General features: G+C 34.8%; 24 protein-coding genes. 11 read left to right on the forward strand and 13 right to left on the reverse strand.

Going from position 1 to position 25,647, the window contains the following annotated elements:
- The first annotated feature begins 2 nt into the window (after nt 1–2).
- The 5 genes from GGR32_RS03750 (at nt 3) to GGR32_RS03770 (ending at nt 7,772) form a co-directional block, all read left to right on the forward strand.
- Nucleotides 3–1,427: a RagB/SusD family nutrient uptake outer membrane protein gene (locus GGR32_RS03750; protein ID WP_183476606.1), complete on the forward strand. Its 1,425-nt coding sequence runs from the start codon at nt 3–5 to the stop codon at nt 1,425–1,427.
- Complete coding sequence (locus tag GGR32_RS03755) at nt 1,414–1,899, forward strand: hypothetical protein (protein WP_246415164.1); 486 nt, start codon at nt 1,414–1,416, stop codon at nt 1,897–1,899. The genes GGR32_RS03750 and GGR32_RS03755 overlap by 14 nt, the downstream gene beginning before the upstream one ends.
- A gap of 6 nt (nt 1,900–1,905) precedes the next feature.
- On the forward strand, nt 1,906–4,701 hold the full coding sequence (locus tag GGR32_RS03760; RefSeq protein ID WP_183476608.1) for a M16 family metallopeptidase: 2,796 nt from the start codon (nt 1,906–1,908) through the stop codon (nt 4,699–4,701).
- Nucleotides 4,702–4,734: 33 nt separating this feature from the next.
- Nucleotides 4,735–6,201, forward strand: a complete 1,467-nt coding sequence (locus GGR32_RS03765; RefSeq protein WP_183476610.1) for an NHL repeat-containing protein — start codon at nt 4,735–4,737, stop codon at nt 6,199–6,201.
- 80 nt (nt 6,202–6,281) lie between these two features.
- Nucleotides 6,282–7,772 (forward strand): calcineurin-like phosphoesterase C-terminal domain-containing protein, encoded by a 1,491-nt coding sequence (locus tag GGR32_RS03770; RefSeq protein ID WP_183476612.1) that lies wholly within the window; start codon nt 6,282–6,284, stop codon nt 7,770–7,772.
- Between the two features lie 74 nt (nt 7,773–7,846).
- On the opposite strand, the gene GGR32_RS03775 is transcribed toward GGR32_RS03770, so the two are convergent.
- The 4 genes from GGR32_RS03775 to GGR32_RS03790 all read right to left on the reverse strand — a co-directional run bounded on the left by GGR32_RS03775 (nt 7,847) and on the right by GGR32_RS03790 (nt 10,251).
- Nucleotides 7,847–8,299, reverse strand: coding sequence for a hypothetical protein (locus GGR32_RS03775; protein ID WP_183476614.1), 453 nt, complete (start codon nt 8,297–8,299; stop codon nt 7,847–7,849).
- 4 nt (nt 8,300–8,303) lie between these two features.
- Nucleotides 8,304–8,714 (reverse strand): OsmC family peroxiredoxin, encoded by a 411-nt coding sequence (locus GGR32_RS03780; RefSeq protein ID WP_183476616.1) that lies wholly within the window; start codon nt 8,712–8,714, stop codon nt 8,304–8,306.
- 97 nt (nt 8,715–8,811) lie between these two features.
- Nucleotides 8,812–9,642, reverse strand: coding sequence for a helix-turn-helix domain-containing protein (locus GGR32_RS03785; RefSeq protein ID WP_183476618.1), 831 nt, complete (start codon nt 9,640–9,642; stop codon nt 8,812–8,814).
- 21 nt (nt 9,643–9,663) lie between these two features.
- Complete coding sequence (locus GGR32_RS03790; RefSeq protein WP_183476620.1) at nt 9,664–10,251, reverse strand: riboflavin synthase; 588 nt, start codon at nt 10,249–10,251, stop codon at nt 9,664–9,666.
- A 105-nt stretch (nt 10,252–10,356) separates the two neighbouring features.
- Here GGR32_RS03790 and pdxA point away from each other — a divergent pair, with 105 nt between their 5' ends.
- From pdxA to accC, 6 genes are all read left to right on the forward strand, one after another.
- Complete coding sequence (pdxA, locus tag GGR32_RS03795) at nt 10,357–11,406, forward strand: 4-hydroxythreonine-4-phosphate dehydrogenase PdxA (RefSeq protein WP_183476622.1); 1,050 nt, start codon at nt 10,357–10,359, stop codon at nt 11,404–11,406.
- A gap of 72 nt (nt 11,407–11,478) precedes the next feature.
- Entirely contained in the window at nt 11,479–12,021 is a 543-nt protein-coding gene (locus GGR32_RS03800) for a YceD family protein (RefSeq protein WP_183476757.1), read from the forward strand.
- 9 nt (nt 12,022–12,030) lie between these two features.
- The gene (gene rpmF / locus GGR32_RS03805) at nt 12,031–12,228 is read left to right on the forward strand and encodes a 50S ribosomal protein L32 (RefSeq protein ID WP_183476624.1); all 198 of its coding nucleotides are present in this window, start codon (nt 12,031–12,033) and stop codon (nt 12,226–12,228) included.
- A 199-nt stretch (nt 12,229–12,427) separates the two neighbouring features.
- Nucleotides 12,428–13,423 (forward strand): beta-ketoacyl-ACP synthase III, encoded by a 996-nt coding sequence (locus tag GGR32_RS03810; protein WP_183476626.1) that lies wholly within the window; start codon nt 12,428–12,430, stop codon nt 13,421–13,423.
- A gap of 29 nt (nt 13,424–13,452) precedes the next feature.
- Complete coding sequence (accB, locus tag GGR32_RS03815) at nt 13,453–13,935, forward strand: acetyl-CoA carboxylase biotin carboxyl carrier protein (protein WP_183476628.1); 483 nt, start codon at nt 13,453–13,455, stop codon at nt 13,933–13,935.
- A gap of 88 nt (nt 13,936–14,023) precedes the next feature.
- A complete protein-coding gene (gene accC, locus GGR32_RS03820; RefSeq protein WP_183476630.1) occupies nt 14,024–15,382 on the forward strand; it encodes an acetyl-CoA carboxylase biotin carboxylase subunit in 1,359 nt (452 codons plus the stop codon).
- Between the two features lie 73 nt (nt 15,383–15,455).
- Here the strand turns inward: accC and GGR32_RS03825 are convergent, their stop codons facing one another.
- The 9 genes from GGR32_RS03825 to GGR32_RS03865 all read right to left on the reverse strand — a co-directional run bounded on the left by GGR32_RS03825 (nt 15,456) and on the right by GGR32_RS03865 (nt 25,633).
- A complete protein-coding gene (locus GGR32_RS03825) occupies nt 15,456–15,905 on the reverse strand; it encodes a TlpA family protein disulfide reductase (RefSeq protein ID WP_183476632.1) in 450 nt (149 codons plus the stop codon).
- A gap of 129 nt (nt 15,906–16,034) precedes the next feature.
- Nucleotides 16,035–18,185, reverse strand: a complete 2,151-nt coding sequence (locus GGR32_RS03830) for a prolyl oligopeptidase family serine peptidase (RefSeq protein WP_183476634.1) — start codon at nt 18,183–18,185, stop codon at nt 16,035–16,037.
- Nucleotides 18,186–18,277: 92 nt separating this feature from the next.
- Nucleotides 18,278–19,084, reverse strand: a complete 807-nt coding sequence (locus GGR32_RS03835) for a DUF4625 domain-containing protein (protein WP_183476636.1) — start codon at nt 19,082–19,084, stop codon at nt 18,278–18,280.
- Between the two features lie 382 nt (nt 19,085–19,466).
- Entirely contained in the window at nt 19,467–21,839 is a 2,373-nt protein-coding gene (locus GGR32_RS03840; protein WP_183476638.1) for a TonB-dependent receptor, read from the reverse strand.
- A 63-nt stretch (nt 21,840–21,902) separates the two neighbouring features.
- Nucleotides 21,903–22,232 carry a hypothetical protein gene (locus tag GGR32_RS03845; protein WP_183476640.1) on the reverse strand — a complete coding sequence of 110 codons (330 nt, stop codon included), beginning with the start codon at nt 22,230–22,232 and terminating at the stop codon, nt 21,903–21,905.
- A gap of 58 nt (nt 22,233–22,290) precedes the next feature.
- Entirely contained in the window at nt 22,291–23,280 is a 990-nt protein-coding gene (locus GGR32_RS03850; RefSeq protein ID WP_183476643.1) for an aspartate-semialdehyde dehydrogenase, read from the reverse strand.
- A gap of 133 nt (nt 23,281–23,413) precedes the next feature.
- Nucleotides 23,414–23,833 (reverse strand): large conductance mechanosensitive channel protein MscL, encoded by a 420-nt coding sequence (gene mscL / locus GGR32_RS03855; protein ID WP_183476645.1) that lies wholly within the window; start codon nt 23,831–23,833, stop codon nt 23,414–23,416.
- A gap of 53 nt (nt 23,834–23,886) precedes the next feature.
- Nucleotides 23,887–24,999 (reverse strand): alanine racemase, encoded by a 1,113-nt coding sequence (gene alr / locus GGR32_RS03860; protein ID WP_183476647.1) that lies wholly within the window; start codon nt 24,997–24,999, stop codon nt 23,887–23,889.
- Nucleotides 24,977–25,633 (reverse strand): thymidine kinase, encoded by a 657-nt coding sequence (locus tag GGR32_RS03865; RefSeq protein WP_183476649.1) that lies wholly within the window; start codon nt 25,631–25,633, stop codon nt 24,977–24,979. The genes alr and GGR32_RS03865 overlap by 23 nt, the downstream gene beginning before the upstream one ends.
- Nucleotides 25,634–25,647 lie beyond the last annotated feature (14 nt).

Raw genomic sequence — 25,647 nt, forward strand, 5'->3', positions numbered from 1 at the left:
TTATGAAAAAATTCAATAAATTTTTAGTATTCATTTCTTTGCTAAGCTGTTTTTCTTGCAGTGATTTTTTGGAAGTTGAAGAAGTAGGTAAAGTGTCAACTCCTGTTTATTTCTCAGATTTAGACGGAATAAAATCTGCAATACCAGGAGCTTATAGTAGTGTATATAAATATTACAATTCAGAATTCTATATTTATCCTCAAGTAGCAGGAGACCTTTTAGACCTTGTACCAACCAACGAGGGGGTTAAAGTATTAGACCAGTATAATTATATTTCAGACGCAAGTCAGGAAGCTTCTACTGTAGGACACATCTGGACAAATGCCTTTCATGCTTTGGCCAATATTAATAATATCCTAAAGTACCAACCAGAACTACTTAATAAGTATCCTAAAAACCACAAAGAGCTAGAACAAATAAAAGCGCAGGCGTTGTTTTTAAGAGCTTTGGTACATTTTGATTTGGTAAGAACCTATGCACAAAACTACACCTATACCCCAGATGCATCACATCTAGGAGTTCCTGTTTTACTAAGCTCACCAGGGGCAGAAGATAACATAGGGAGAAGTAGTGTGAAAAAAGTTTACGACCAAATATTGTCCGATTTACACGAAGCAAATGACATTTTTGAAAATGAAGGGACAGACACTAATCAAACTCAGCCTTATTTTGGTTCAGACATTGCTGCAAAAGCACTATTGTCTAGAGTTTACCTTTATATGGAAGATTGGGAAAAATCTAAAACATACGCACAACAAGTATTATTGGAAGTAGATTTAACTTCGCACGATGCTTATGTAGATATGTTTAAGACCTCAGGGCCTTCACAAGAAGCTATTTTTACCTTAAGCGGAATAAAGAAGAATTCTTTTATCAAGCGTTTTTATTCTACACAAGAGCCTTCTGCTTTTGCTTCTAAAAAACTGCAGGCAATGTTTACAGAACCTTCAGACGTTCGTTTAGAGCTCTTACAAAATGTTGAAGGAAGCGAAAACCTAATAACACTAAAATATTTTAGACCAGAAGAAGCTCAGTTAAACGGGAGCGATTTACCTGTTCTGAGAGCTTCTGAAATGGTACTTAACCTAGCCGAAGCCAATGCTAATTTAGGTTTGCTGGAAGAAGCAAAAAATAATGTAAAAACAATACAAGCCAGAGCATTAGGCGTGCCTGAAACTTCTATTGTAATTAATGCTGTTACGCAGCAAGAAGTGCTTGAGGTAATTAGCATAGAAAGAGCGAAAGAACTTTGTTTTGAAGGGCAACGCTTTTTTGATATTACAAGAAGACATAAAGACCTAGAACGCTCTCCGCAAACAACGTCTAATGTAGAACATATAGCATACCCAAGTAATTTATTTGTGTTGCCTATCCCTTTAAAAGAAATGAATACAAACCATAATATGATTCAGAATGAAGGCTATTAAACTATCTCAAAAGCATATTCAGGGCGTGGCCCTATTTACCATGTTCTTTATGCTGTTTTCTTGTAGTAAAGAGCAAATAGAAAAATTTGACGACCCTTTTGTACATATTATGAAAGGTAACCAAAGCCGTATAGAAGTAAACACACAACGAAGAGATGTGGTTTCTTATTACTTCTATTATAGCACAAAAAACAACAATAAAGATTTGGAGGTTACGTATTCTGTAAAAACAGGAAACGGCTTGCAACAAGGGCGTGACTTTGACCTTTTAACAACCGAAAACCCTTTGTTGTTTCCTAGCGGAATTTACAAAAGACCCATACAAATACAATGGCTTAATAGAACGGTAGAAGACGATGAAGATAATACATTGACCATTACCATAGAGCAAACCAATTTAAAGGAAGTAAACATAGGTTTACCAGGTCCGAATCATTATCAATCGGAATTTATAATAGAGAAAAAGAACTAAAAAAACATGTTGAAGAAGCTGCTATTACCTATTCTTATTTGTTTTTTTCTAACGGGAAAAGCACAACAACTAAAGCAAAACCCAGATTTGCTGGTAGATACCTTAGCTAATGGGTTAACCTATTATTTGTATAAAACAGATCAAGTTAAAAACAAAGCAATATTTAGGCTGTTTATAAAAGTAGGTTCCCTGCAAGAAAACGATCGCCAACGCGGGCTTGCCCATTTTATGGAGCATATGGCTTTTAACGGAACAACAAATTTCCCAGGAAATAGCATTGTTGATTTTTTAGAAAGAAAAGGAGCAAAGTTTGGGCACGATTTAAATGCACACACCAGTTATGCAGAAACCGTTTATAAACTTCAATTACCGTCTGATAATAGAAGTTTAGTAGACTCAACACTTACTATTTTGGCAGATTGGAGCAATGGTATTGTTTTAGATTCGGTCGAAATCGAGAAAGAAAGAGGTGTGGTATTATCAGAATGGCTTTCTAAACAAAATGCAACACAAAAAACTCAAAATGCTTTTTTAAACTTATTACTAAATAACTCTAGGTATACAGCACGTAAAGTAATTGGCGATACTGCAACATTGCGTAATTTTAAAAGAAAAGACATCCTTGATTTTTATGAAAAATGGTACGACCCAAATATAATGGGAATTGCCATTGCAGGAGATATTGAAATAGATGATGTTAAAACACTTATTGAAGATAAATTTGCTAAAATCCCAACAAACCATACAAAACCACAAACTTATTCTATTGATAGTTTTGAGAATGCAAATTTTGAAGTGGTTACAGATAAGGGCACAAAAAATACTGAACTTATAGGAGTACAGCTAATAGAACCTTACCGAGATATCCAGACAGAAAACGACTTTTATAAATACTTAAACAAAAATGTATTAAACGATTTATTTAAAGAGCGTTTTGCAAATTTATCTTTTAGTAATCCTAGTTATACAGATGCAAGCATAAGTATTGGTAATTATTTCCCGGTAAAAGGAGCTTTAATGACCTCGGTAGAACTTAAAGAATCAGCTATTGAAGAAGGAATTCAAGCGTATTTTTATCATGTAGAGCAAATTTTTAATTATGGGTTTACCCAATTAGAAATCGAAAAAGTAAAAAAACAACTTCTTAAACAGTTAGAGGTAACAAGCCAAAAAACAAAGGAGACCTCTCCAGGAGTTATGATAAAAGAAATGTACCAAAATTTCTTTTACGGAAATGCCATAATTACAAAAGAAGAAGAATTTAGACTAACAAAAAAATATTTACAACAAATAGATTCTTTAACATTAAAAAATGAGCTTGCTAACATTTATAAACCCAAAACAGCCCATTACCTTTTAACAGCAAACAACTCTTTGCGTGATAAACTACCAACGGCAACAACTTTAGAAAACCTTAGAAAGATAAACCTAGAAGAAGTAAAGCCATTTTTTAGAGATTTATATGTGCCAGAAACCTTATTAACAACACAACCCAAAGCAGGATATATAGTTTCAGAAAAACCGCTTGCTGAGATTGATGCAACCGAGTATATGCTATCTAACGGGGTGCGATTAGTGTATAAACAAACCGATTTAGATAAAGATAAAATTATTTTAAGCGGGTTTAGAAAAGGAGGTTATTACTCGTTAAAAAAGAAAGATTATATCAACGGGATTTATAGTACACCAATAATTTCGTTAAGCGGATACGGGGCGTTTACCCGTGAAGCGTTAAGCCAATACTTGGCAGGGAATAGTGCAAAAGCAACAATGCTGGCAGATAAAACCAGAACAGGCTTCTATGCAAGCAGTAACTTAAATGATAAACAAACATTGTTTGAACTGCTTTACCTAAAATGGACTTCCCCAAAAGTAGATTCTGCCTTATTTTCTCAAGTAAAAAACCGTACCATTGAAAGTAAAAAGAATGAAAAACTAAGCCCAAGTCAACTTTTTAGTAAAGAAATTAAAAAACACCTTAGAAAAGAAGATTATGTAACCAAACCATTGTCGGCAAAAGCAATTGCTAAAAAATTACAGGTAGATGAGGTTATAACCGCATACAATCATTTTTTTGGGAATGCTAATGGGTACACAATAGTTTTAATTAGCGATAAACCGTTTAATTATTTTAAGAATGAAATCGAAGAATATATTGCAGCCTTACCTTCAGGCAAAACAAAGGTAGATTATCGTTATACATTTAAAAATAAGCTTAAAAAAGACCAAACAGTAATAAAAAATACAGGAAACTCTCCTAAAGCAAGTGTTTCTTTGGTATATCAACAATCAGAAAAAATAAATTCTCTTTCCAATAGAGATTTAGAAGATGTGGTAGTAAAAGATATTTTGCGGTCACTTTTACTAAAAAAACTACGCGAAGACATGGGAGCGGTGTACAGCGTAAGCGTAAGTGCAAGCAGTGCAACACAACCTTCGGTATTAAGCCGACAAAGCATTAGCTTTTTATGCGAACCACAAAGAGCAGAAGAGCTTATAAAAACTACCGATGAGCTTATTCAACAGATTGTAAATAAAGAAATTTCTATTCAGGAAGATTTAAGCAAGGTAAAAACAAACTTGTTAAAAATGGATAACCTCTTACGTCAAAAAAATACGTATTGGACAAAAGTGATTAGAGAGCATTATTTCAACAACTATAAAGATTGGAGTGCTGTAAAAAACTACCAAGATAAAGTAAAAGCTTTAGACGAGACAACAATAATAAACAGGATTAAGGCTTCTTTTATAGATGCTCCAAGGGTAAAAGCTGTATTGTACCCAGAAAAAACAAACCTTTAAATAGATAATAATTATAACTTAAATTTTAGAACAATGAAAAAACAACCTAAATTTATTTTTTTGCTTGTAGCTTTAACAAGCCTATTTTTTGCTTGCTCAAGCGACGATGACACTACAACAGAACCAGAAAAACCAGCTGAAGTTGCTTTAGAAAGTTTCGGTTTTTATAAAGAAGATAACACGCAATTACTAGAAGATTATGTTGTAGAGAACATAGAAGGAGACGAAGTTAAAATCGCTTTGCCAGCCGAAGTAGATAAAACTTCTTTAATAGCAAGATTTACTACTAGTGCTAACGATAAAGTAACCGTTGGAGGCGTAGAACAAGTAAGTGGTGTAACAGCTAACAACTTTTCGGCACCTTTAGAATACATTTTAAATGAAGGAAATAAAAATGTGATCTATACAATAAAGGTTACCGATAAAGCCTATGCAGTTTGGAGCATATTACCTGCTTTTGATATGGAAGTAACAGATATTTCAATGAGTGTTAACCCAACAAACTCAAATCCAGCTATTGCTTATGTTTCAAACCCAGAAAGTTCTTCAGATAGAAAATTAAATTTAATTTCTTTCGACGGAAATCAGTGGGGACATATCGGAGCAGAAAACTTTACTCCAGCAAGAGCTAGAAATGTAAATTTAGCGTATAAAAAAGACGGGACGCCATTAGTTAGCTTTCGTGACGATAACCTAGACCCTAGCCAAATCTCTGTGATGGGATACCAGTCTAACACTTGGGATTATGTAGGAACACCAGGTATCTCTGGAGTGAAAGCTAGTCATGGAGTAATAAGCACAGATACAGAAGGGAACATCTACGATTTTTATATTCATGATGATAATAGCGACCCAGCTAATAAAAGAAGCATTTTTGCTAAAACTTACAAAGGAGCAGCATGGGCAGAATTACCTATTACAGGGCGTACAGGAGCGGCTATAGTTATAAAAACAAAAGAAGCAAACGGTAATATTTATCTTTTAGCGTTAAATTTTGGTGACTTACAATCAATTTCTGTTTATAAATATGACGGAAACAATTGGACAACATTAGCAGACCAAATGAAAGACTCTCCAGAAAACACTATCTCATACCGTGAAGCTTCGTTTGCAATAGATGCACAAGGAAATGTATATGTGGCTTATGCCGAAAATAATGGAGAAGGTACAGAAGCTCAATTAAAAGTTAAAAAATACACTGCAGAAACACAGTCATGGTCAACCTTAGGAAGTAACATCGTTACTACTTCACTTAGATCGTTTGATATTGCTGTAGATGCTTATGCTAACCCAATGGTATTATATAAGAATGATACAGAAAATCCTGTAGTGGTTAGTTTTGATAATAAAACATACAACTGGGGAGAAACAACAGTACTTTCTAACCTAGAGGCAGACGATTTGCAAATAACAGTAGCTCCTAATGGAGTAGGTTACGCTAGTTATAAGGTAGAAAACCAATTGTATGTTCATAAATACGATTCTCCAGATAACAATTAATTTTTTAAAATAAAGCTATTTTCATATATGCCAGGGCGGTGTTTTATACCGTCCTGGTTTATAACAAATAACAATTGCTTATGAATAAGGTGTTTTTATACTTCATTTTAGGGTTAGTATCAATTAGTAATTGGGCAGCTGTAAATACAACTACCATAAAAGGAGTAGTGTATATAGATGAAAATTTAAACGGAACTTTTGATAAGCGAGAAAAGAAACTTAAAGATGTTTATGTTTCAAACGGGGTCGAAATTGTAAAAACCAACCCTAAAGGAGAGTATCAATTACAAAATACTACATCCCAAACCATTTTTGTTATTACACCTACAGGCTTTACAGCTTCTATCCCTAACCAATGGTATAAAACAATAGACCAAAACAGCAATGAAATTAACTTTGGTTTAACCAAGGTTAAATCAACAAAAAAGTTTAAAATCATGGCTGTTGGCGATGTTCAAGTAGGCAACAATAACGAAGTTAAGTATGCCGGAAACACATTAGGAACCCATTTGATTAATACAAAAGATTATGACTTTAGTATTTTTCTAGGAGATTTGGTTAATGACCAAGTAGATTTGTTTTCGCCACTTAAACAGGTGGTAGATTTTAGCAGCTTTCCATATAAAATGGTTTACGGAAATCATGACCGTAATTTTAAAAACACTCAAGAAAGTCAAGAAGAAAGCTTTGAGAAAATTTTTGGACCAACTACTTATGCGTTTTTCCATAAAGGAGTTCTATTTATTAGCTTAAATACAATAAAACCTAAAGGGAAATATGGGTATGAAGGTGTTTATGAAAAAGAAGAAATCACGTTTGTAGATAATGTTTTAAAGCTAATCGACGATAATCAACTTATAGTAATTAGCCAGCATATTCCTTTAGTAGGAATAAAAAATAAGGAAGATTTGTTAGTGAGCTTAAATATAAAAAACAACATCCTTATCCTTTCGGGGCATACACATAGCATAAGTAGAAGGTTTTATAAACGCAAAAAGGGGTACAGCGATATCCAAGAGTTAACGGCAGGAGCAGTATCAGGAAATTGGTGGACAGGTCAAAAAGATTGGACAGGAATCCCATCGGCTTTAATGAAGTGCGGCAGCCCAAGAGGGTATTTTGAAGTTACATTTACTAAAAATAAATATCATTTTAATTTTAAATCGCTAGGTTTTAATCCAGAAACGCAAGTGAGTCTTTGGTTTGGTGATTTAAACCAAGATGAGCTACCTTTCACGGTAGATGCTAAAAATAATAAACTCTTAGTAAATTACTTCTCAGGTTCCGATAAAACCGTTGTAAAAGCTTTTATAAACGGCAAGTATTATAGCAATCTTAAAAAAGAAAAACAAGTAGATCCTTATGTGGCGAGAATTAAGAGGTGGCAAAGCGAAAAAGTATCGCCAGATAAATTAAGTAAAGGCTCACCATACTTAAACACAAGATCAAATCATATATGGCAACTTGATTTACCTACAGAAAAGCTAAAAGAAACAAACCGTATTAGGTTAGAAATAACAGACCCGTATCTTGAAGATTTTGAAAAAGAATTTATCTTTTGGAAAGAATAAATTTCAAGCCTATTTAATCACAAAAATCCGCTTCTATACAGAAACGGATTTTTTTAATTTCACAGCTGTTTTTTTTAGAGGTTAAGGGTGTTGTAGCCCTCGTCTTTCAACTCAAAAAACTTTAACCATACATCGGGTGTAGTTTGTAGCCTTGAGTCTAATTCTTCTTTTGGAATATTAAAATAGCTCAGTGCAACTTCGCACACATATATATTTATACCTAATTTTTTAGCTTCGGCAATTTGTGGAAGCAAGTTTTCGTCTTTAGCTAATGCTTTAGCCAACTCGCCATATACTAAAATGCTGTATTGGTAATTATTCTTTTTTATTTGCATGCGTTTTGCAAGGCTAAGCGCACCTGTAAATCTTCTGGTGTTACCCACCATTAACGCAAATTTTGTAGATTCTCCTTTGTAATCTAAATAGTAGGAATCTTTTTTGGGTTCCGTTTGTGCGTATAGGTTGTTTGAGCTTAACGAAATTAAGTTAGCTACGATGATTAATAAGCTAATATAAAATATTTTCATAAGGTTATTTTTTGTAGTTTACGGTAAGCGTGCTAGGGAAGGCAAAACTATTCCCGATAGGGCATAATTTTTTTGCCTGTGCTGCCAATTCAAGGAATTCTTCTTCCTCTAAATTATCTATCGTTGTTGTAATTTCTATTTCGGCAGCTTTTATATTGTCCATATCATAATCAATATGGCAATGTGTTTCTAAACATTTTGGCGTGTGGTTGTTTTCTGATAGCACCATTGCTAAAGTCATATTATAACAAGCAGAATAGGCTGCAGCAAGAAACTCTTCTGGGGTGGTTGCTGCTTTGTTAGGTCTTTTTGTAAAATGATAATTCATCCCATCCATAAGTGTATTTTCAGAAGAAAAAGAGCCTTCGCCTTTTTTTAAGGTGTTTTCCCAAGTAGCTTTAATCGTTGTTTTCATTGTTAGGTTTTTATTAAAATAAGAGTAACAAAATTAAAGGCTTTTAAAAAAAGCATCAATGGATAAAACAGAAGTAAAATAGGACTTTTATAACTTTTTAGAAAATAAGCTGTTTTGGTTTTTTCTGTGTTTTTCTAAAAGTTAATGGAGTTGTTGAGGTTTGTTTTTTAAAAAAACGGTTAAAGTAAGAGCTATCAGTGTAGCCTAATGTATGCGAAATTTCTTTTACAGATAAGTTGGTGTGTGCCAAGAGTCTTTTGGCTTGTAGTATTATCCTATTGCTTATAATTTGTTGTGGTGTTGTATTAAAGTTTTTAACAACATTGTTGTTTAATGTTTTTGGGGTGATGTTAAGCATTTTTGCATAACAAGTAACTTGGTGTATTTGGGCGTAATTTTCTTCTACAAGCTTGCTAAACTTTTTTATAAAATTTTGTTTCTTAGAAAAATCGGAGGTGTTTATTTGCCATTGTATTGCCCATATTCGTGTAGCTTCAATGATAATGTATTTTAGGAGGAGTTTAATTTTTTCTTCACTCCAATAATCGGTATTTTTCTCTTCTTTTTCTATTTCAGTCACTAACCTGCAGAGGTTAGTTGCTTGTTGGTGGGTGAGATGAATATAAGGTGTTAAGGTTATGTTTCGGTATAATAACCCATCGCAAGCAAGCTCCTGGTCGTGTAGCTCTATACAGTAAAAATCGGTATCAAAATAAATAAGTTGCCCTTTTGCTTTTTCATCTAATACAAAAAAATGCTCTTCATTTAAAAAGAAAAAAGTATCGGCAGGACAGTTTATGGTATCAAAATCTATTTTAATTTTACTTCCTTTCTCTAAAAAAATTATTTTATAGTAATCTTTTAATCGGTTACAAAGCTGAGAAGTATTGGTGGTATTGGTAATATAAAACGAGCCGAAACCTTCCATGTTAATTCGAGAAGCTAAAAACTAAAATTGGGCGAGGCGTTGTACATATTTCCCAATAACATCAAACTCAAGGTTTACGGTATCGCCTTGTTTTAGGTTTTTAAAGGTGGTGTGTGCTAAAGTATAAGGTATAATGGCAACACTAAAACTATTGTTTTTACTGTTTATTACCGTGAGGCTTACACCATTTATGGTTATTGAGCCTTTCTCTATAGTAACATGCGGAATATTTTTATAATTGTAGCTAAACGTAAAAATGGTGCTACCATCTTGTGGAATAATTTCGGTACAAATACCAACTCCGTCAACATGGCCTTGCACAATATGCCCATCTAACCTAGCAGGAAGCTGTAAACCTCGTTCAAGGTTAATTTCATCCCCAACGTTTAGCTGTTCAAGGTTGGTTTTTTCTAAGGTTTCTTGGATAGCGGTTACGGTAAAGGTCTCATCGTCTAAAGCAACCACAGTAAGGCATACACCGTTGTGAGCTACAGATTGGTCTATTTTTAGTTCGGGGGTAAACCTAGCCTTAACAGTAAGGTGTAAATTACCTTGTTCTTTTTTAATTTCTTGTAGGAGAGCAACCTCTTCAATTATTCCTGTAAACATAATTTATTTCTTTACCTTTGTATTGCAAAAATAGCTATATTTTGTAAGAAAAAGTTGTTAAAGAAAAAGCATTCTTATCTCTTATAAAATTATGAAAATAGGATTATGACTCAAGAAACCTCAAAAATAAAAGTAGGAATAAGTATAGGCGATTTAAACGGAATTGGATGTGAAATTATATTAAAAACGTTCCAAGACAGCAGAATGTTATCCTTCTGTACACCTGTAATCTTTGCAAATACAAAAGTAGTATCATATTACAAGAAGATTTTAAAAATACCAATAAACTTTCAGGGGATACCTTCGGCAGATAAAGCCATAGATGATAAAGTGAATGTGGTAAACCTATGGAAGGAAAATATCAAAATAACACCTGGCGCAGAGGATAAAGTAATAGGAGAATACGCTTTTAAATCTTTACAAGCAGCAACAAATGCATTAAAAGAAAACCAAGTAGATGTACTTGTTACAGCACCAATTAATAAACACGTTATTCAGTCAGAAGAGTTTAACTTTCCAGGACATACAGACTATTTAGCCCAAGAGTTTGGCGGAGAAAGCTTAATGTTTATGGTATCTGAAAACTTAAAAATAGGTTTGCTTACCGACCATGTACCTGTAAAAAATGTTCCTGAGAAGATAACAAGAAAACTCATAGAGCAAAAAGTAAACACCATTGCAGAGAGTTTAAAAAAAGACTTTTGTGTGAGTGTGCCTAAAATAGCCGTTTTGGGAATAAACCCTCATAACGGTGATAATGGAGTAATAGGCGATGAAGACCAAAAAGTACTTATGCCTACCGTTAATCAGTTAAATAAAAAAGGACAGTATGTATTTGGACCCTATGCCGCTGATAGTTTTTTTGGAAGTAAAAACTATCAAAACTTCGATGCAGTAATTGCCGCCTACCACGATCAAGGATTGGTTCCTTTTAAAACATTAGCTTTTGGAAATGGGGTAAATTTTACCGCAGGACTAAGTAAAGTACGCACTTCTCCAGATCACGGTACAGCCTATGAGATAGCCGGAAAAGGAGAAGCAAACCATAATTCTTTTGAGGAAGCTGTTTTTACAGCAATAAAAATATATAAGAACAGAAACGAATACCAACAACTAACAAAAAACCCGTTAAAACGTCAGGGCAAAAAATTATAAACATTTTTTTGTTAATAAATACACTTAATATACTATTTTTTATATATTTGCACGCCCGAAATTGATGAAATGATGAAGAAGTTTAAAGCATACGAAATTCAATTTGTAGGGTTAAAGCTCGGTAAACATTACTATGATTATACCATAGACAATGCGTTCTTTGATTTATTTGAATACGACGAATTTAACCACGTTGATGTAAAAGCCCATCTAGAACTAGAGAAAAAAAGTACGATGTTGGAGCTTACCTTTAAGGTAGAAGGTCTTGTAAACATAAATTGCGATGTAAGTAACGAACCTTACAATCAGCCAATTGAAGGAGATCTCAAAATTATCATTAAATTTGCAGAAGAATATAATGATGATAATGAAGAAATCCTTTACATACCTCATGGAGAATACAAAATACAAGTAGAACAATACATCTACGAAAGTATTATTTTAGCCATGCCTTATAAGCGAGAACACCCTGGAATAAAAAACGGGACATTAAATTCTGAAATACTCGATAAACTAGAAGAGCTTCAACCAAAAATTAAAGAAAACAAAGAAGAAAACGAGGAAATAGACCCTCGGTGGAATAAATTAAAAAACCTATTAAACGAAAATAAATAGTATTGAGATATGGCACATCCTAAGAGAAAGACCTCAAAAACAAGAAGAGATAAAAGAAGAACGCATTATAAAGCGAAAGCTCCGCAAATTGCAACAGACCCTACAACAGGAGAAGCTCACGTTTATCACAGAGCTCACTGGCATGAAGGTAAACTTTACTACCGCGGTCAAGTATTAATCGATAATAGCGAAGAAGTTGAAGCTTAAAAGCTTCTAGAAATAAAACAATATAAAAACTCTCACGCTGTGAGGGTTTTTGTTTTTTATATGCTTAAAATGAGTAAATTACATTTTTTTGGTTGAATAAGTCATAAAAACATAGTAATTTGCACCTCTCTTTAAGCTTTAAATAATCAAAGGCTTTTAAATTAAGAGAATAAGTATTTTTGGGAACTAAAAATATATTATGAGTAAAATAACAGCAGCCATTACCGCTGTAGGTTCTTACGTTCCAGAAGATGTGCTTTCTAACAAAATGTTGGAAAGTATGGTAGAAACCAACGACGAATGGATAACTACCCGTACAGGAATAAAAGAACGCAGAATATTAAAAGATCCTACTAAAGGAACTTCTTACCTTGGCATCCAAGCGGCAAAAAACCTTATAGAAAAGAAAAATCTAGATCCAGCAGAAATAGATTTAGTGCTTTTTGCTACCGCAACCCCAGATATGCCTGTAGCTTCTACCGCAGTATATACCGCAACGCAAATAGGAGCAGTAAATGCTTTTGCTTACGATTTGCAAGCCGCATGCTCTAGTTTTCTTTACGGAATGTCTACAGCAGCAGCTTATATAGAATCTGGAAAATATAAAAAAGTATTACTGATAGGAGCCGATAAAATGTCTTCTATTATAGATTATACAGACAGAGCAACCTGTATTATTTTTGGAGACGGAGGAGGAGCAGTCCTTTTTGAACCAAATACAGAAGGCTACGGTCTACAAGACGAATACCTACGTAGTGATGGAGTAGGAAGAGAATTTCTAAAAATAGAAGCAGGAGGCTCTATCATGCCAGCAAGCCAAAAAACAATAGACGAGCGCTTACACTATGTACACCAAGATGGTAAAACAGTGTTTAAATTTGCCGTTTCTAATATGGCAGATGTAAGTGCAAAAATTATGGAACGCAATCAATTAACATCTAACGATGTAAATTGGCTCATAGCACACCAAGCGAATAAACGTATTATCGATGCTACGGCAAAACGCATGGAAATAGAGCAAGAAAAAGTATTAATAAATATAGAGCGTTACGGAAACACCACTTCTGCAACGCTTCCTTTATTATTGGCCGATTTTGAAAAACAATTCAAAAAAGGCGATAACCTTGTATTTGCGTCATTTGGAGGCGGATTTACTTGGGGGTCTATTTACTTAAAATGGGCTTATAATTCTTAAATAAAAAAACAGCAAAAACCCTTACAGTTATGAAGTTAAAAGAAATTCAGAATTTAATAAAATTTGTAGCCAACTCTGGCGCAAGTGAAGTTAAATTAGAAATGGATGATGTAAAAATCACCATTAAAACAACCTCAGAAGATAAAGTAAATACTGTTGTTCAGCAAATCCCAATGGGGCAAATGCAACAAGCAGCAGCTCAACCAGCTGCACCAGTACAAGAAGCTCCAGCAAGTAACACAACAACTGAAAACACCGCAGACGATAGTAAATACATTACTGTAAAATCGCCTATTATAGGAACATTCTACCGCAAGCCATCGCCAGATAAACCTACATTTGTAGAAGTTGGTGATACCATTAAAGAAGGAGATGTATTATGTATTATCGAAGCAATGAAACTTTTTAATGAAATAGAAAGTGAAGTGAGCGGTAAAATTGTAAAAGTATTGGTAGACGATACCTCTCCAGTAGAGTTCGACCAACCATTATTCTTAGTAGATCCTTCTTAAGAAATTTTAGATGTACATTTTCTGTTTCCTAATTATACAGAAATGCATTGTGTTAAAATGAAATAATGATATTTAAAATTTCAAAAAGATGTTTAAAAAAATATTAATAGCCAACAGAGGAGAAATTGCACTACGTGTTATCCGTACTTGTAAAGAGATGGGGATAAAAACAGTAGCTGTATATTCTACTGCAGACAGAGAAAGTTTACACGTGCGCTTTGCAGACGAAGCCGTGTGTATTGGCCCAGCACCAAGTAATCAGTCTTACTTAAAGATACCTAACATTATTTCGGCAGCAGAAATTACCAACGCCGATGCTATCCATCCAGGATATGGCTTTTTAGCAGAAAACGCAAAATTTTCTAAAATTTGTCAAGAGCACAACATAAAATTTATTGGTGCTTCTGAAGAGCAAATCAACAAAATGGGAGATAAAGCTACTGCTAAAGAAACCATGAAAAAAGCAGGAGTTCCTACCATACCAGGTTCCGAAGGTTTATTAGACTCTATCGAAGAAGCTAAAGAATTGGCAGCAGAAATGGGCTACCCTGTAATGCTTAAAGCAACCGCAGGAGGTGGCGGAAAAGGAATGCGTGCAGTATGGGCTGAAGATGAAATAGAAAAAGCTTACGAAAGTGCAAAGCAAGAAGCAGGAGCAGCTTTTGGGAACGATGGCTTGTACATGGAAAAACTTATCGAAGAGCCTCGACATATTGAAATACAAGTAGTAGGCGATCAAAAAGGGAAAGCATGCCATTTATCTGAAAGAGATTGCTCTGTACAACGTAGACACCAAAAACTTACCGAAGAAACTCCATCGCCATTTATGACAGATGAGTTGCGTGAGAAAATGGGAGAAGCAGCAGTAAAAGCTGCCGAGTATATTAAGTATGAAGGAGCAGGAACCGTAGAATTTTTGGTAGATAAAGATAGAAATTTCTACTTTATGGAAATGAATACGCGTATCCAAGTAGAGCACCCAATTACAGAGCAAGTAATAGATTATGACCTTATACGTGAGCAAATTTTAGTAGCAGCAGGCGTTGCTATCTCAGGGAAAAACTATTTCCCAAAATTACACTCGATAGAATGTCGTATTAATGCAGAAGATCCATATAACGATTTTAGACCTTCTCCAGGTAAAATTACAAATTTACATGCTCCAGGAGGGCACGGTGTTCGTATAGATACACATGTGTATAGTGGTTATATTATTCCGCCAAATTACGACTCGATGATTGCTAAGCTTATTACAACGGCACAAACCCGTGAAGAAGCAATTAATAAAATGAAGCGCGCTTTAGATGAATTTATTATTGAAGGGGTAAAGACAACCATTCCTTTTCACCGTCAATTAATGGAACATCCAGATTATATTTCAGGAAATTACACTACCAAATTTATGGAGGATTTTGTGATGGACGAAAAGTATAAAGACGAAGCTTAATTTTTTTGATAAATTAAAAAGCAAGGCTCTTCGGTACCGAAGAGCCTTGCTTTTTTTAGGTATATATTATTTTCTAGAGGATGTCTTCTAATAAGTTTTCTATAGCGTAATAAAGCCTATTTTGAGCATTTTCTTGCGAACCAAATATAGAACGGTAAATTTCTCCTTTAGAAGTTAATAAAACCCATTGCGGTGTACCTTCTGCTTGAAAACTATCATAAACTTTGTGGTTGTTATCTAGGTAAATAGGAAAGGGTAATTCTTTAACCGAAAAAATACTCATAATATCTTTTTCTGTCACGTTATTAGTGCTAAAGTTACTATGAATACCTATTACCTGTATTTCTGGATAGGTTTGCTGGAATTTATATGCTAGTGGGATTGCTCTACCTGTACAACCAAGGCAAGCGTTGTTATAAAATAGAAGTAATAAGGTTTTATCGGGGTATCTTTTTATTAAATCTACCGGAGACTTATCAAAATCTGAAACATTGATAGTAGTTATGACGCCTGTGTTTTTCATTTTATGGACAAATAAGTTATAAAAGTAAAATTACTTAAAAAAGAAGCGTTATTTTTCTTAGAATATAATTAAACTAAAAGAAGCTGCCCTTTCAGACAGCTTCTTTGCTTAATTGTTTATAAAACCTTCTTAAATTTCGTTAAGTGTTTTAATACCCATATTCCAAAGTGTAAAACTATAAATATCGGCATATTGCTCTATGGTTTTGCTTACAGGGGTTCCTGCTCCGTGGCCTGCATTGGTTTCAATACGGATAAGTACAGGGTTATTTCCTGTTTGTTTAGCTTGTAGTTCTGCAGCAAATTTAAAACTGTGAGCTGGTACTACACGGTCGTCATGATCTCCTGTGGTTACTAGAGTAGCAGGGTATTCAACATCTTTTTTCACATTATGAACAGGGGAATAGTTAAGCAGGTAGTTAAACATTTCTTTAGAATCTTCTGCTGTTCCGTAATCGTATGCCCATCCTGCTCCAGCGGTAAAGGTATGGTAGCGAAGCATATCTAAAACGCCTACTGCTGGTAAAGCTACTTTGATAAGGTCAGGGCGCTGTGTCATGGTAGCTCCCACCAATAAGCCTCCGTTAGACCCACCTCTAATAGCTAAGTAATCGCTAGAAGTATAGTTGTTTTTAATAAGGTATTCTCCTGCTGCGATAAAATCGTCAAATACATTTTGTTTTTGCATTTGCGTACCTGCTTTATGCCATTTTTTGCCATATTCTCCGCCTCCGCGAAGGTTGGCAACAGCATAAACACCACCTTGTTCCATCCATACTGCATTGGCAATACTAAATGAAGGCGTAAGGCTTACGTTAAACCCTCCGTAACCGTATAAAATGGTTGGGTTTTTTCCGTTTAGCTCTGTACCTTTTTTGTAAGTAATAATCATAGGAACTTTTGTTCCATCCTTAGAAGTATAAAATACTTGTTTACTTTCAAAATTATTAGGGTTAAAATCTATTTTTGGAGTTCTAAACAGGGTAGAGGTTCCTTCTTCTATTGCATATTTATAGATGGTTCCTGGGGTAACGTAGTTTGTGAAAGAGAAGTAAAGTTCTTTTTCTTCAGGCTTAGCACTAAATCCTCCAACGCTACCAATTCCTGGGAGTTTAACCTCGCGGATAAGTTTCCCGTTATAATCGTATTGCTTTACTTTAGATACGGCATCTTGCATGTATTCTGCAAATAAATAACCTCCTGCAGTAGATGCGGTTAATACGTTTTTAGTTTCTGGGATAACATCTTTCCAGTTTTCTGGAGTTGGTTTATCAAATGTAGTTGTTACTATTTTCTTGTTGGGTGCGTTGATGTTGGTTACAAAAAACAACTTATCATCTTTATTATCAATTAGGTAAGTGTCGTTTTCTGCGTTAGCTACTACGGTAACAAATTTACTGTTTGGGTTTTTTAAATCTTTTATAAAAAGTTTATTTCCAGAAGTAGTAATGCTTGCGCTTACAAGCAGGTAGCGGTCATCTTCGGTTACGCTTCCTCCAACATAACGGTATTTCTCATCTTCGGTGGCACCAAAAACAAGTTTGTCGTTTTTTTGTGCGGTGTTAAGTTTGTGATAGTAAAGTTTATGATGATCTGTTTTTGCAGATAACTCACTTCCTTTAGGCTTGTCATAACTAGAGTAGTAGAAACCTTCGTTGCCTTTCCAAGAAATACCGCTAAATTTCACATCGACTAAGGTGTCTTCGATTGCTTTTTTGGTTTCAACATCTATGATGATAATTTTTCTCCAATCACTTCCTCCTTCAGAGATAGAGTAGGCTAAAATTTTCCCGTTTTTAGAGAAGCTTACATTTCCTAAAGAGGTGGTTCCTTCTTTACTAAATTTATTTGGGTCTAAAAATACTTCTGCAGTAGTGGCATCTTCTCCAGTTTTATAACGGTATAGTACATATTGGTTTTGTAAGCCGTCGTTTTTATAAAAGTAGGTATAATCGCCTTCTTTAAACGGAGCGCCTACTTTTTCGTAGTTCCAAAGTTTAGCTAAGCGTTCTTTTATGCTGTCTTTGTAAGGAATTTGATTTAGGTAGGCAAAGGTTACTTTGTTTTCTTCTTTTACCCAAGCTTTAGTTTCTTCGCTACGGTCATCTTCTAGCCAGCGGTAAGGGTCTTTAATTTCCTTTCCGAAATATACATCGGTGGTGTCAACTTTTTTTGTAGTTGGGTATGTTATTTTGCTAGCAGCTGCGGTTTCTTTTTTTGGGTTTTGATTACAGCCAATAATTGCAGCTAGAATTATGGCACCAAATACTGTTTTCTTCATAAAAAAATAATTTTACTTGCTAAACGCTATGGAAAATACCAAAAATACACAAAAAAAGGCTTACCGAACTTCGATAAGCCTTTTTTATTTTGTTAGTGGTCATGCCCGCCCGCTTCATGATTTATATGGAAATGAGCTCCTTTAGAGGTGTGCTCTCCATCGTTATCTATTAGGGTTAGGGTAATGTGGTACTCTCCTTCTGTAGCATTGGCAGGAACATCGATATGCTCGTGGAATGTTGCCGAAGTCCCACTGTAATTAGTGTATTCTTGGTCAAATGTCCAAGCAATTTCATCTCCTGTAGGGTTAAGTCCATGTCCGTGAATGTTTACGACTACCTTTTGGATACCATGTGCTGCTGTTAATGCAGCTTCGGTATGAATGTCTGAACCTGGAGCAACATCTGAAGCAATAAGGTTTTCTATGCTTAGTGTATGGGTGTCTCCGTGATCGTTATGATGTCCTATTTCTATTTCAATAAAAGCTTGGTTTTGATTACCTACATGGTCTATTGCAGTGATACCAAGGTGGTAAGCTCCTTCTAAAATATCTTCAGGAATAACAATATGTTGGTGGATGTTATATTCTTTTACATTGCCTTCAATATTCTCGGTGCTTTGGTATGCCCACGGAGAAGCGGTGGTAAGTAAACGAGCTTCACCATGCGTATGCCCATCAAAATTACTATGTATTTCTATTTTATAAGAGGCTAGAGCTTCATTATCTAATAAATCTACATCTAAGTGTATTTCTTCTCCTTTATGGAAATGAGCATCGTTTGTAGGTTCGTTTACAATTATTTCGGGTGCTGTGGCATCTAATGAGTCATCATCATCACTACAAGAGGTAAAAAGACTAATTCCTAATAGTGCAGGAAGGTATATATGTTTTAATTTCATTATTGTTTGTTTAAATATGATTATTTTAATTGCTTTTATAATTGGTTGTTAATTTATACAGTTGAAATAAGCATTGGGGGACCTCTAGGGTAATGTTGATTTTTAAGAAGCTTTATTTCGCTTCTTAAATAGAAAAAAACTACGTTTTTTTGATATTTTATTTCTGTAGAAAGAATGTGTATGCTAGGCGAATTGAGGAAAAATAAATGACTTATTTGTTGGAATACACTACACTGATGCCCAAGCTCTATTTTGCTTATTGTTGTATGGTTTTTTTGTAGACTATTGTCGTGAGAAAACCATATATGATGCAGGCTATTGGCTGTTTGTAAGGTTAAAAACAAGCCGAGTAAAAAAATGCTTATATGTTTTTGAAAGCTCATCATTTTCCGAAAGGAATAAGGATGCTAAGCTGAATGTTTCTGCCCATTTCAGGAATTTCTAATCGTCTATAAAAACTGGTGTGGTTATAGTACTTATCGTCAAAAAGGTTGGTCGCTTTTAAGTGTATGGTGGCCATAAACTTTCTCCAAGAAATATCTGTGCTAAATCCTGCTCCAAAAATGCCATAGCTTGGGGTTATTTTTTCGCCTTGTGCGATTCTGTTTTGTTTTGCATTAAAACGAGCGTTTATTGAGAATCTTGTGTTTTTTAAATACTTATGGCTCTTCCAAGCTTTATAACTTACTTCTGTGTATAAGTTGTTGGCTGGGGTGAATGGTAATGGGAAGTTTTTGTTTTTTTCTTCGGTAAGCTGTTGGTTGTAAATATATTCAGCTACGGCTAAAACATTTAGCTTGTTGAAAAAGGTTTTAGAGATACTGATTTCTACACCAGAAAGAAGTGCTTCAGATTCTGTGTATTTAAATAATTGCCCTGCATGTGGAAGTATAGAAAACTCTCCTGTTGGTTTTAAGAAAATGTAATTGCTAAAATAGTATGCATAAGGACTTATGCTTGCTTTAAAATCGGCATGTTTATAACTTAAATTTAAGTCTGTAACCCAGCCTTTTTCTGGGTTTAAGGTGTTATCGCCTTGTTCGTGTCTAAATGAACCATGGTGAATTCCGTTAGCCGCTAATTCTATTGCTGTTGGTATTCTAAAATTGGTGCCGGCATTGGCGCTTATCTCCCAAAAATTACTAAACTCATGTTTTACTCCTGCCATTAAGTTAAAACTATGGTATTTTTTATTTAAAGGAGAACTGCGTAATGCATAATGGTTAGCTTCTTGGGAAGTGCTTCCGTTTTGAATTAGGTATTGGTACAGGTTGTTGTCGTAATATTTCTCTATATCAATGTGATTATAATCATAACGCAAGCCTAAGCTGATTAAAGTAGCTTTACTTTTTCTGTATTCGTGTGTTGCAAAAAAAGCCAAATTGCTGCTTTTGTACTCTGGGAGCAAAAAGTTATAACCCGAAATTTGATTGTCTTTTAGCTGGGTTTGTATCCCTAGTTTACTTTTGTGCTGTTCATTAAAAGTTTTGTTATAAACAAGCGCTAGGTTGTATGATTTTAATAAAAAATCTAATTCTACATTAGGGTCTTTTATAGGCGCTTGCTGGTTTGGGTAATGTGTGTGGAAAGCGCTCCACTCTTGGCGATGATTTTCTTGGTATCCAAGGCTTAAATCAACCGAAGCGTTTTCTAAATAATAAGTGCTGTTGTTTATAAACTTTAAGTGATTAACGCGTTGAAAAGGTAAATCTATATTGCGTTTATCCCCATCGGGAAGTACACGTTCTATCGAAGGAATCCCGTGAGACCCTGGGAAAAAACCAGCCTTTTGGTATACGTTACTTATGCTTAGGGTAGATTTAAATTTTTTAGAATCATAACCTATTTGCCCATATAAGCTGGTCGATTTTCCTGCCGTGTTTTTAAGCGATTCGTCGTAGATAGGAATTTGATAGTTGAGGTAGTTTATCATTTTAGTAGGCACATGATAATCTCCATAACTCGTACCAGAAGCTTTTACTTTGTAAAACCAATTGTTGTTTTTATAGTTAAGCTGAAAAGCTCCACCAGTAGTATTATTAACGGTTTTCCCAACTAGATTTAACATGCCCGATAAGCCTTCTTTGTCGGGTGTGTTTTCATTGTTTACTTTTAGCACACCACCAATGGCATCACTACCATAGGCAATAGCGCCTACGCCCTTTATGATTAAGGCTTCTTCTACAGCCATGGGGTCTATTTCTAACCCGTGGTCTGCTCCCCATTGCTGTCCTTCTTGCTTTACCTCGTTTTCGGCAACTACAATACGGTTTAATCCAAAACCTCTAATAATGGGTTTGGCACTTCCTGCTCCTATTTCCATAGCATTAACACCAGGGAGTTTTTCGAGGCTTTTTGCTAAAGAACCTGTATATTCTTTTTGGAGGTAAGCTTGGTTTACACGCTCTATAGAAAAGGTTGATTTTGTAATTTTAGAACCTTCAATAATCACTTCTTCAAGCAAATTATCGCTTTGTAAAATGATATCTAAATGGATGTTTTTATCAATCTTTATAATGGTGTCTAAAGGCTGATATCCCACATAAGTTATGGTAAGATAGTAGTTGTTCTCGGAAAGGTTTTTTATTTTAAAATTACCATACTCGGAGGCAATTTCCGAGATATCATTTAGATGAATATGTGCATTAGGTAATGCTTCTTGCTCAGCATTATGGATATGTCCTGTAAGTTGATATTGTGCATGTATACTTGTAGAAAAAACAAGTATAAACATAGCAAGCCAAAAAGCTTTCATGAAATAATATTTTAATGAAAAAAAGAAATGGAGTAACCTTTTTTAAGGTTAAAGTACGTGCTTTTAAGCGTTTACAGGGGGAGCTCTTAACCTAACAAAAGCTTGTGCTTCTGTAGACGAAAGCTGTTTAATTAAGGTGCCTTCTGTATTTTGAGGTACTAAAGCTACTTCTGAAAATTGTATAATTTCAGGAGATAGATAGGGTTGAAAATGAAAATCACATAAAGAGCAAGTAAAATCCTGAGAAGCGATTTGTGTCTCTTGCTTGTGTGATGTTTCGGTTTTTGAGATGTTATGATCGTGCGAAAACTCATGTATTGTTTGCATAGCAATACAAACAAGCAACACAAAGGCACTAAAAATGCCTATTATATTTTTAATTTTCGGATTCATAACGGTACAAATCTAATCAAAATGTACAGATAAAGTGTTTTTAAGAAGTTTTTTAACGTTAACTTAAAATATTTTTGATTAGATACTCTGCTATTTGTATCGTGTTAGTTGCGGCTCCTTTGCGGAGGTTGTCTGCAACAATCCACATGTTTATGGCCTTTGGGTGAGAGTGGTCTTTTCGGATACGTCCAATAAAAACATCGTTTTTCCCTTCGGCATATATTGGCATAGGGTAGCTGTTTACTGCAGGGTTATCTTGTAAGGTAATTCCAGGAAAATCTTTTAAGGTTGTTTTTATTTCGTTTAGGTCAAAATCCTTTTCAAATTCAATATTTACCGCTTCACTATGTCCGCCAACTACAGGAATACGGACTGCCGTAGCAGAAACAAACACGTTTTCATCTCCCAATATTTTTTTGGTTTCGTGTGTAAGTTTCATTTCTTCTTTTGTATAATCGTTATCTAAAAAAACATCGCAATGAGGCAGGGCATTTTTATGAATAGGATAAGGGTATGCCATTTCATCCTTTTTGTTGGCATATTCGTTCTCTAATTGTTTTACTGCTTTTACTCCAGTTCCTGTGATGGATTGGTAGGTAGATACAATTACACGTTTAACACTAAATTTGTCATGTAAAGGTTTTAACGCCATAACCAATTGTATGGTAGAGCAGTTTGGGTTGGCAATAATTTTATCGTTTTTAGTTAAGCTCGTTGCGTTTATTTCTGGCACGATGAGCTTTTTTGTGTCATCCATTCGCCATGCGGAAGAATTATCGATAACATAAGTGCCAACAGCTGCAAATTTTGGTGCCCAAGTTAAGGATGTTTCTCCTCCAGCAGAAAATAAGGCAATGTCTGGTTGCATGTTTACGGCGGTTTCTAGTCCAACAATGCTATATGTTTTATGGTTAAAAGTGATTTTTTTTCCTACAGATTTTTCTGAAGCAACAGGGATTAATTCTGTTACGGGAAAATTTCTTTCGGCCAATACTTTTAGCATAACCTGTCCTACCATACCGGTAGCTCCTACAACTGCAACTTTCATAAAAGAGATAATTTTATTTTGGCTAAAATATAAAAAGTTAGCCCAATTTAAAGAGACTAAGATAAAGAATTTTATAAAAGAGTAAACCCTGTAAAAACAGGGTTTAAAAATTATTTAGGTAGAGAAAAAAGGCTTATTTTTTTCTTAATTCATCTCTAATTTCAATAAGTAATTCTTCTTGTGTTGGGCCTTTTGGGGCTTCTTTTACAGGAGCTTCTTTCTTTTTTGTTTTATCGTAAGCACGTAAGAAAATAAAAATAAAGAAGCCTACAATTATAAAGTTAATTATAGCTTGGATAAGGTTACCATAGGTAATAACTGCAGCTTTAGCTTCGGTTGCTGCTGCAAGGCTATCGTAATGCTTTCCGTCTAAAGCGATAAATTTTTGGGTAAAATCTGTTCCTCCTGTTATTAACCCTATAACAGGGGTAATAATATCCTTTACCATAGAATCTACGATAGATTTAAAAGCTGCTCCAATTACTACGGCGGTAGCGAGCGAAACAACATCTCCTTTCATTAGGAATTTTTTAAAGTCTGAAATAAAACTCATATTAGATTATTGTTTGATTATACATAACGAAGTTACAGGATAATCTGTAATAATTAAGAAATTATTTTTCTTTTTACACGTTGTGAAACCGAAGTGATTAATTCGTAAGAAATAGTTCCTGCGTTGTTGGCAAAGCTTTCTGCGCTTTTTCCTTTTCCAAAAACAATTACTTCGTCGCCTTCTTCACAGGGAATATCTGTTATGTCGACCATAACCATATCCATACAAACATTGCCTATTATGGGGGCTAGCTTGTTATGGATAAGCACATTTGTTTTTTCTAAGCCATATATTCTATTTAATCCGTCGGCGTGTCCTAAAGGCAAGGTTGCTGTCCGCATGGTTTTTGGGGCAAAAAATTTACGGTTATAACTTACAGATTCCCCTTTGCTTATTGTATGAATTTGAGAAATAATGGTTTTTAAGGTAGCTGTAGGGATTAGTTGTTTATCAATTTCAGGTGTGTTTCCATATCCGTGTAAACCAATTCCAGACCTAACCATATCAAAATGTGCTTCAGGATAGTTTATAATACCAGAGGTGTTACAAAGGTGTTTTAGAAAAGAGGCTGTTAATTTTTGCTCTAAAAGCGCACACATTTGTGTAAATTTTTCTATTTGTTGTAGGGTAAAAGCTTTTTCAGATAAATCTTCACTTGCTGCCAAATGCGAGAATGCTCCTTCAACACGAATGCTTTTAGATTGATTGATTTTATGGGCAATGTTTTCTAATTCAGGCTCATCAAAACCAAGACGATTTAACCCTGTATTAAGTTTTAGGTGTATGGGGTAAGCTTGTAATTTTTTCTCTTGTGTTTTGTTTATAAATGCATCGAGTACAAAATTACTGTATATGCTAGGGGTTAAGTTGTTTTTTATGAGGGTTTCAAAATGCACAGATTGAGGGTGCAATACTAGGATAGGTGTTGTAATACCTCCCTTGCGCAAATTTACACCTTCTTTAGTATAAGCAACAGCAAAATAATTTACTCCTAAATCCTCTAGTTTTTTGGCAATGGCAACGGCATCGCTTCCGTAGGCAAACGCCTTTACAACGCCTAAAAAAAGTGTGTTTTTATGTATTAGTGAACGTAGAAACCTGTAATTATGTTCTAATGCATTAAGGTCTATTTCTAGTAAAGTTTCATTTACTTGGTTTGGTTTCATGTGTTTTTACTTTTTGTATTTCTTCGGCTGCTTTTACATCGATGTTGTTTGTTTTATCATAAAGCATTGCTTTGTAATAGGCGGCTCGGCTTAGCGGTTCGTAGGCGTCAACTTCTCCTAGTAAAACAAGTTCTTTATTGGTGTTTTTTCGATAACTAAATTGTGCTAAATTACCTGTGCGCGTACAAACGGCATGCACTTTAGTTACATACTCGGCAGTAGCCATAAGGTTGGGCATTGGCCCAAAAGGATTTCCTTTAAAATCCATATCTAAACCAGCTACAATTACTCGGATACCTTTGTTTGCAAGGTCGTTACATACATGGACAATTTCTTCATCAAAAAACTGCGCTTCATCTATTCCTACAACATCACAACCGTCGGCAAGAAGGCTGATATTTGCCGCTGCAGGAACAGGTGTAGATCTAATTTGTGAATCATCGTGCGATACGACCAATTCATCATCATAACGCGTATCTAATGCGGGTTTAAAAATTTCTACCTTTTGCTTTGCAAATTGAGCACGCTTAAGCCTGCGGATAAGCTCTTCGGTTTTACCAGAAAACATACTCCCGCAGATTACTTCTATCCACCCAAATTGCTCTTTATGGTTTACTGTATTTTCGAGAAACATTTTGTAATTTTCAG

Origin of the sequence: Mesonia hippocampi (assembly GCF_014197445.1) — a bacterium.
Classification (GTDB): domain Bacteria; phylum Bacteroidota; class Bacteroidia; order Flavobacteriales; family Flavobacteriaceae; genus Mesonia; species Mesonia hippocampi.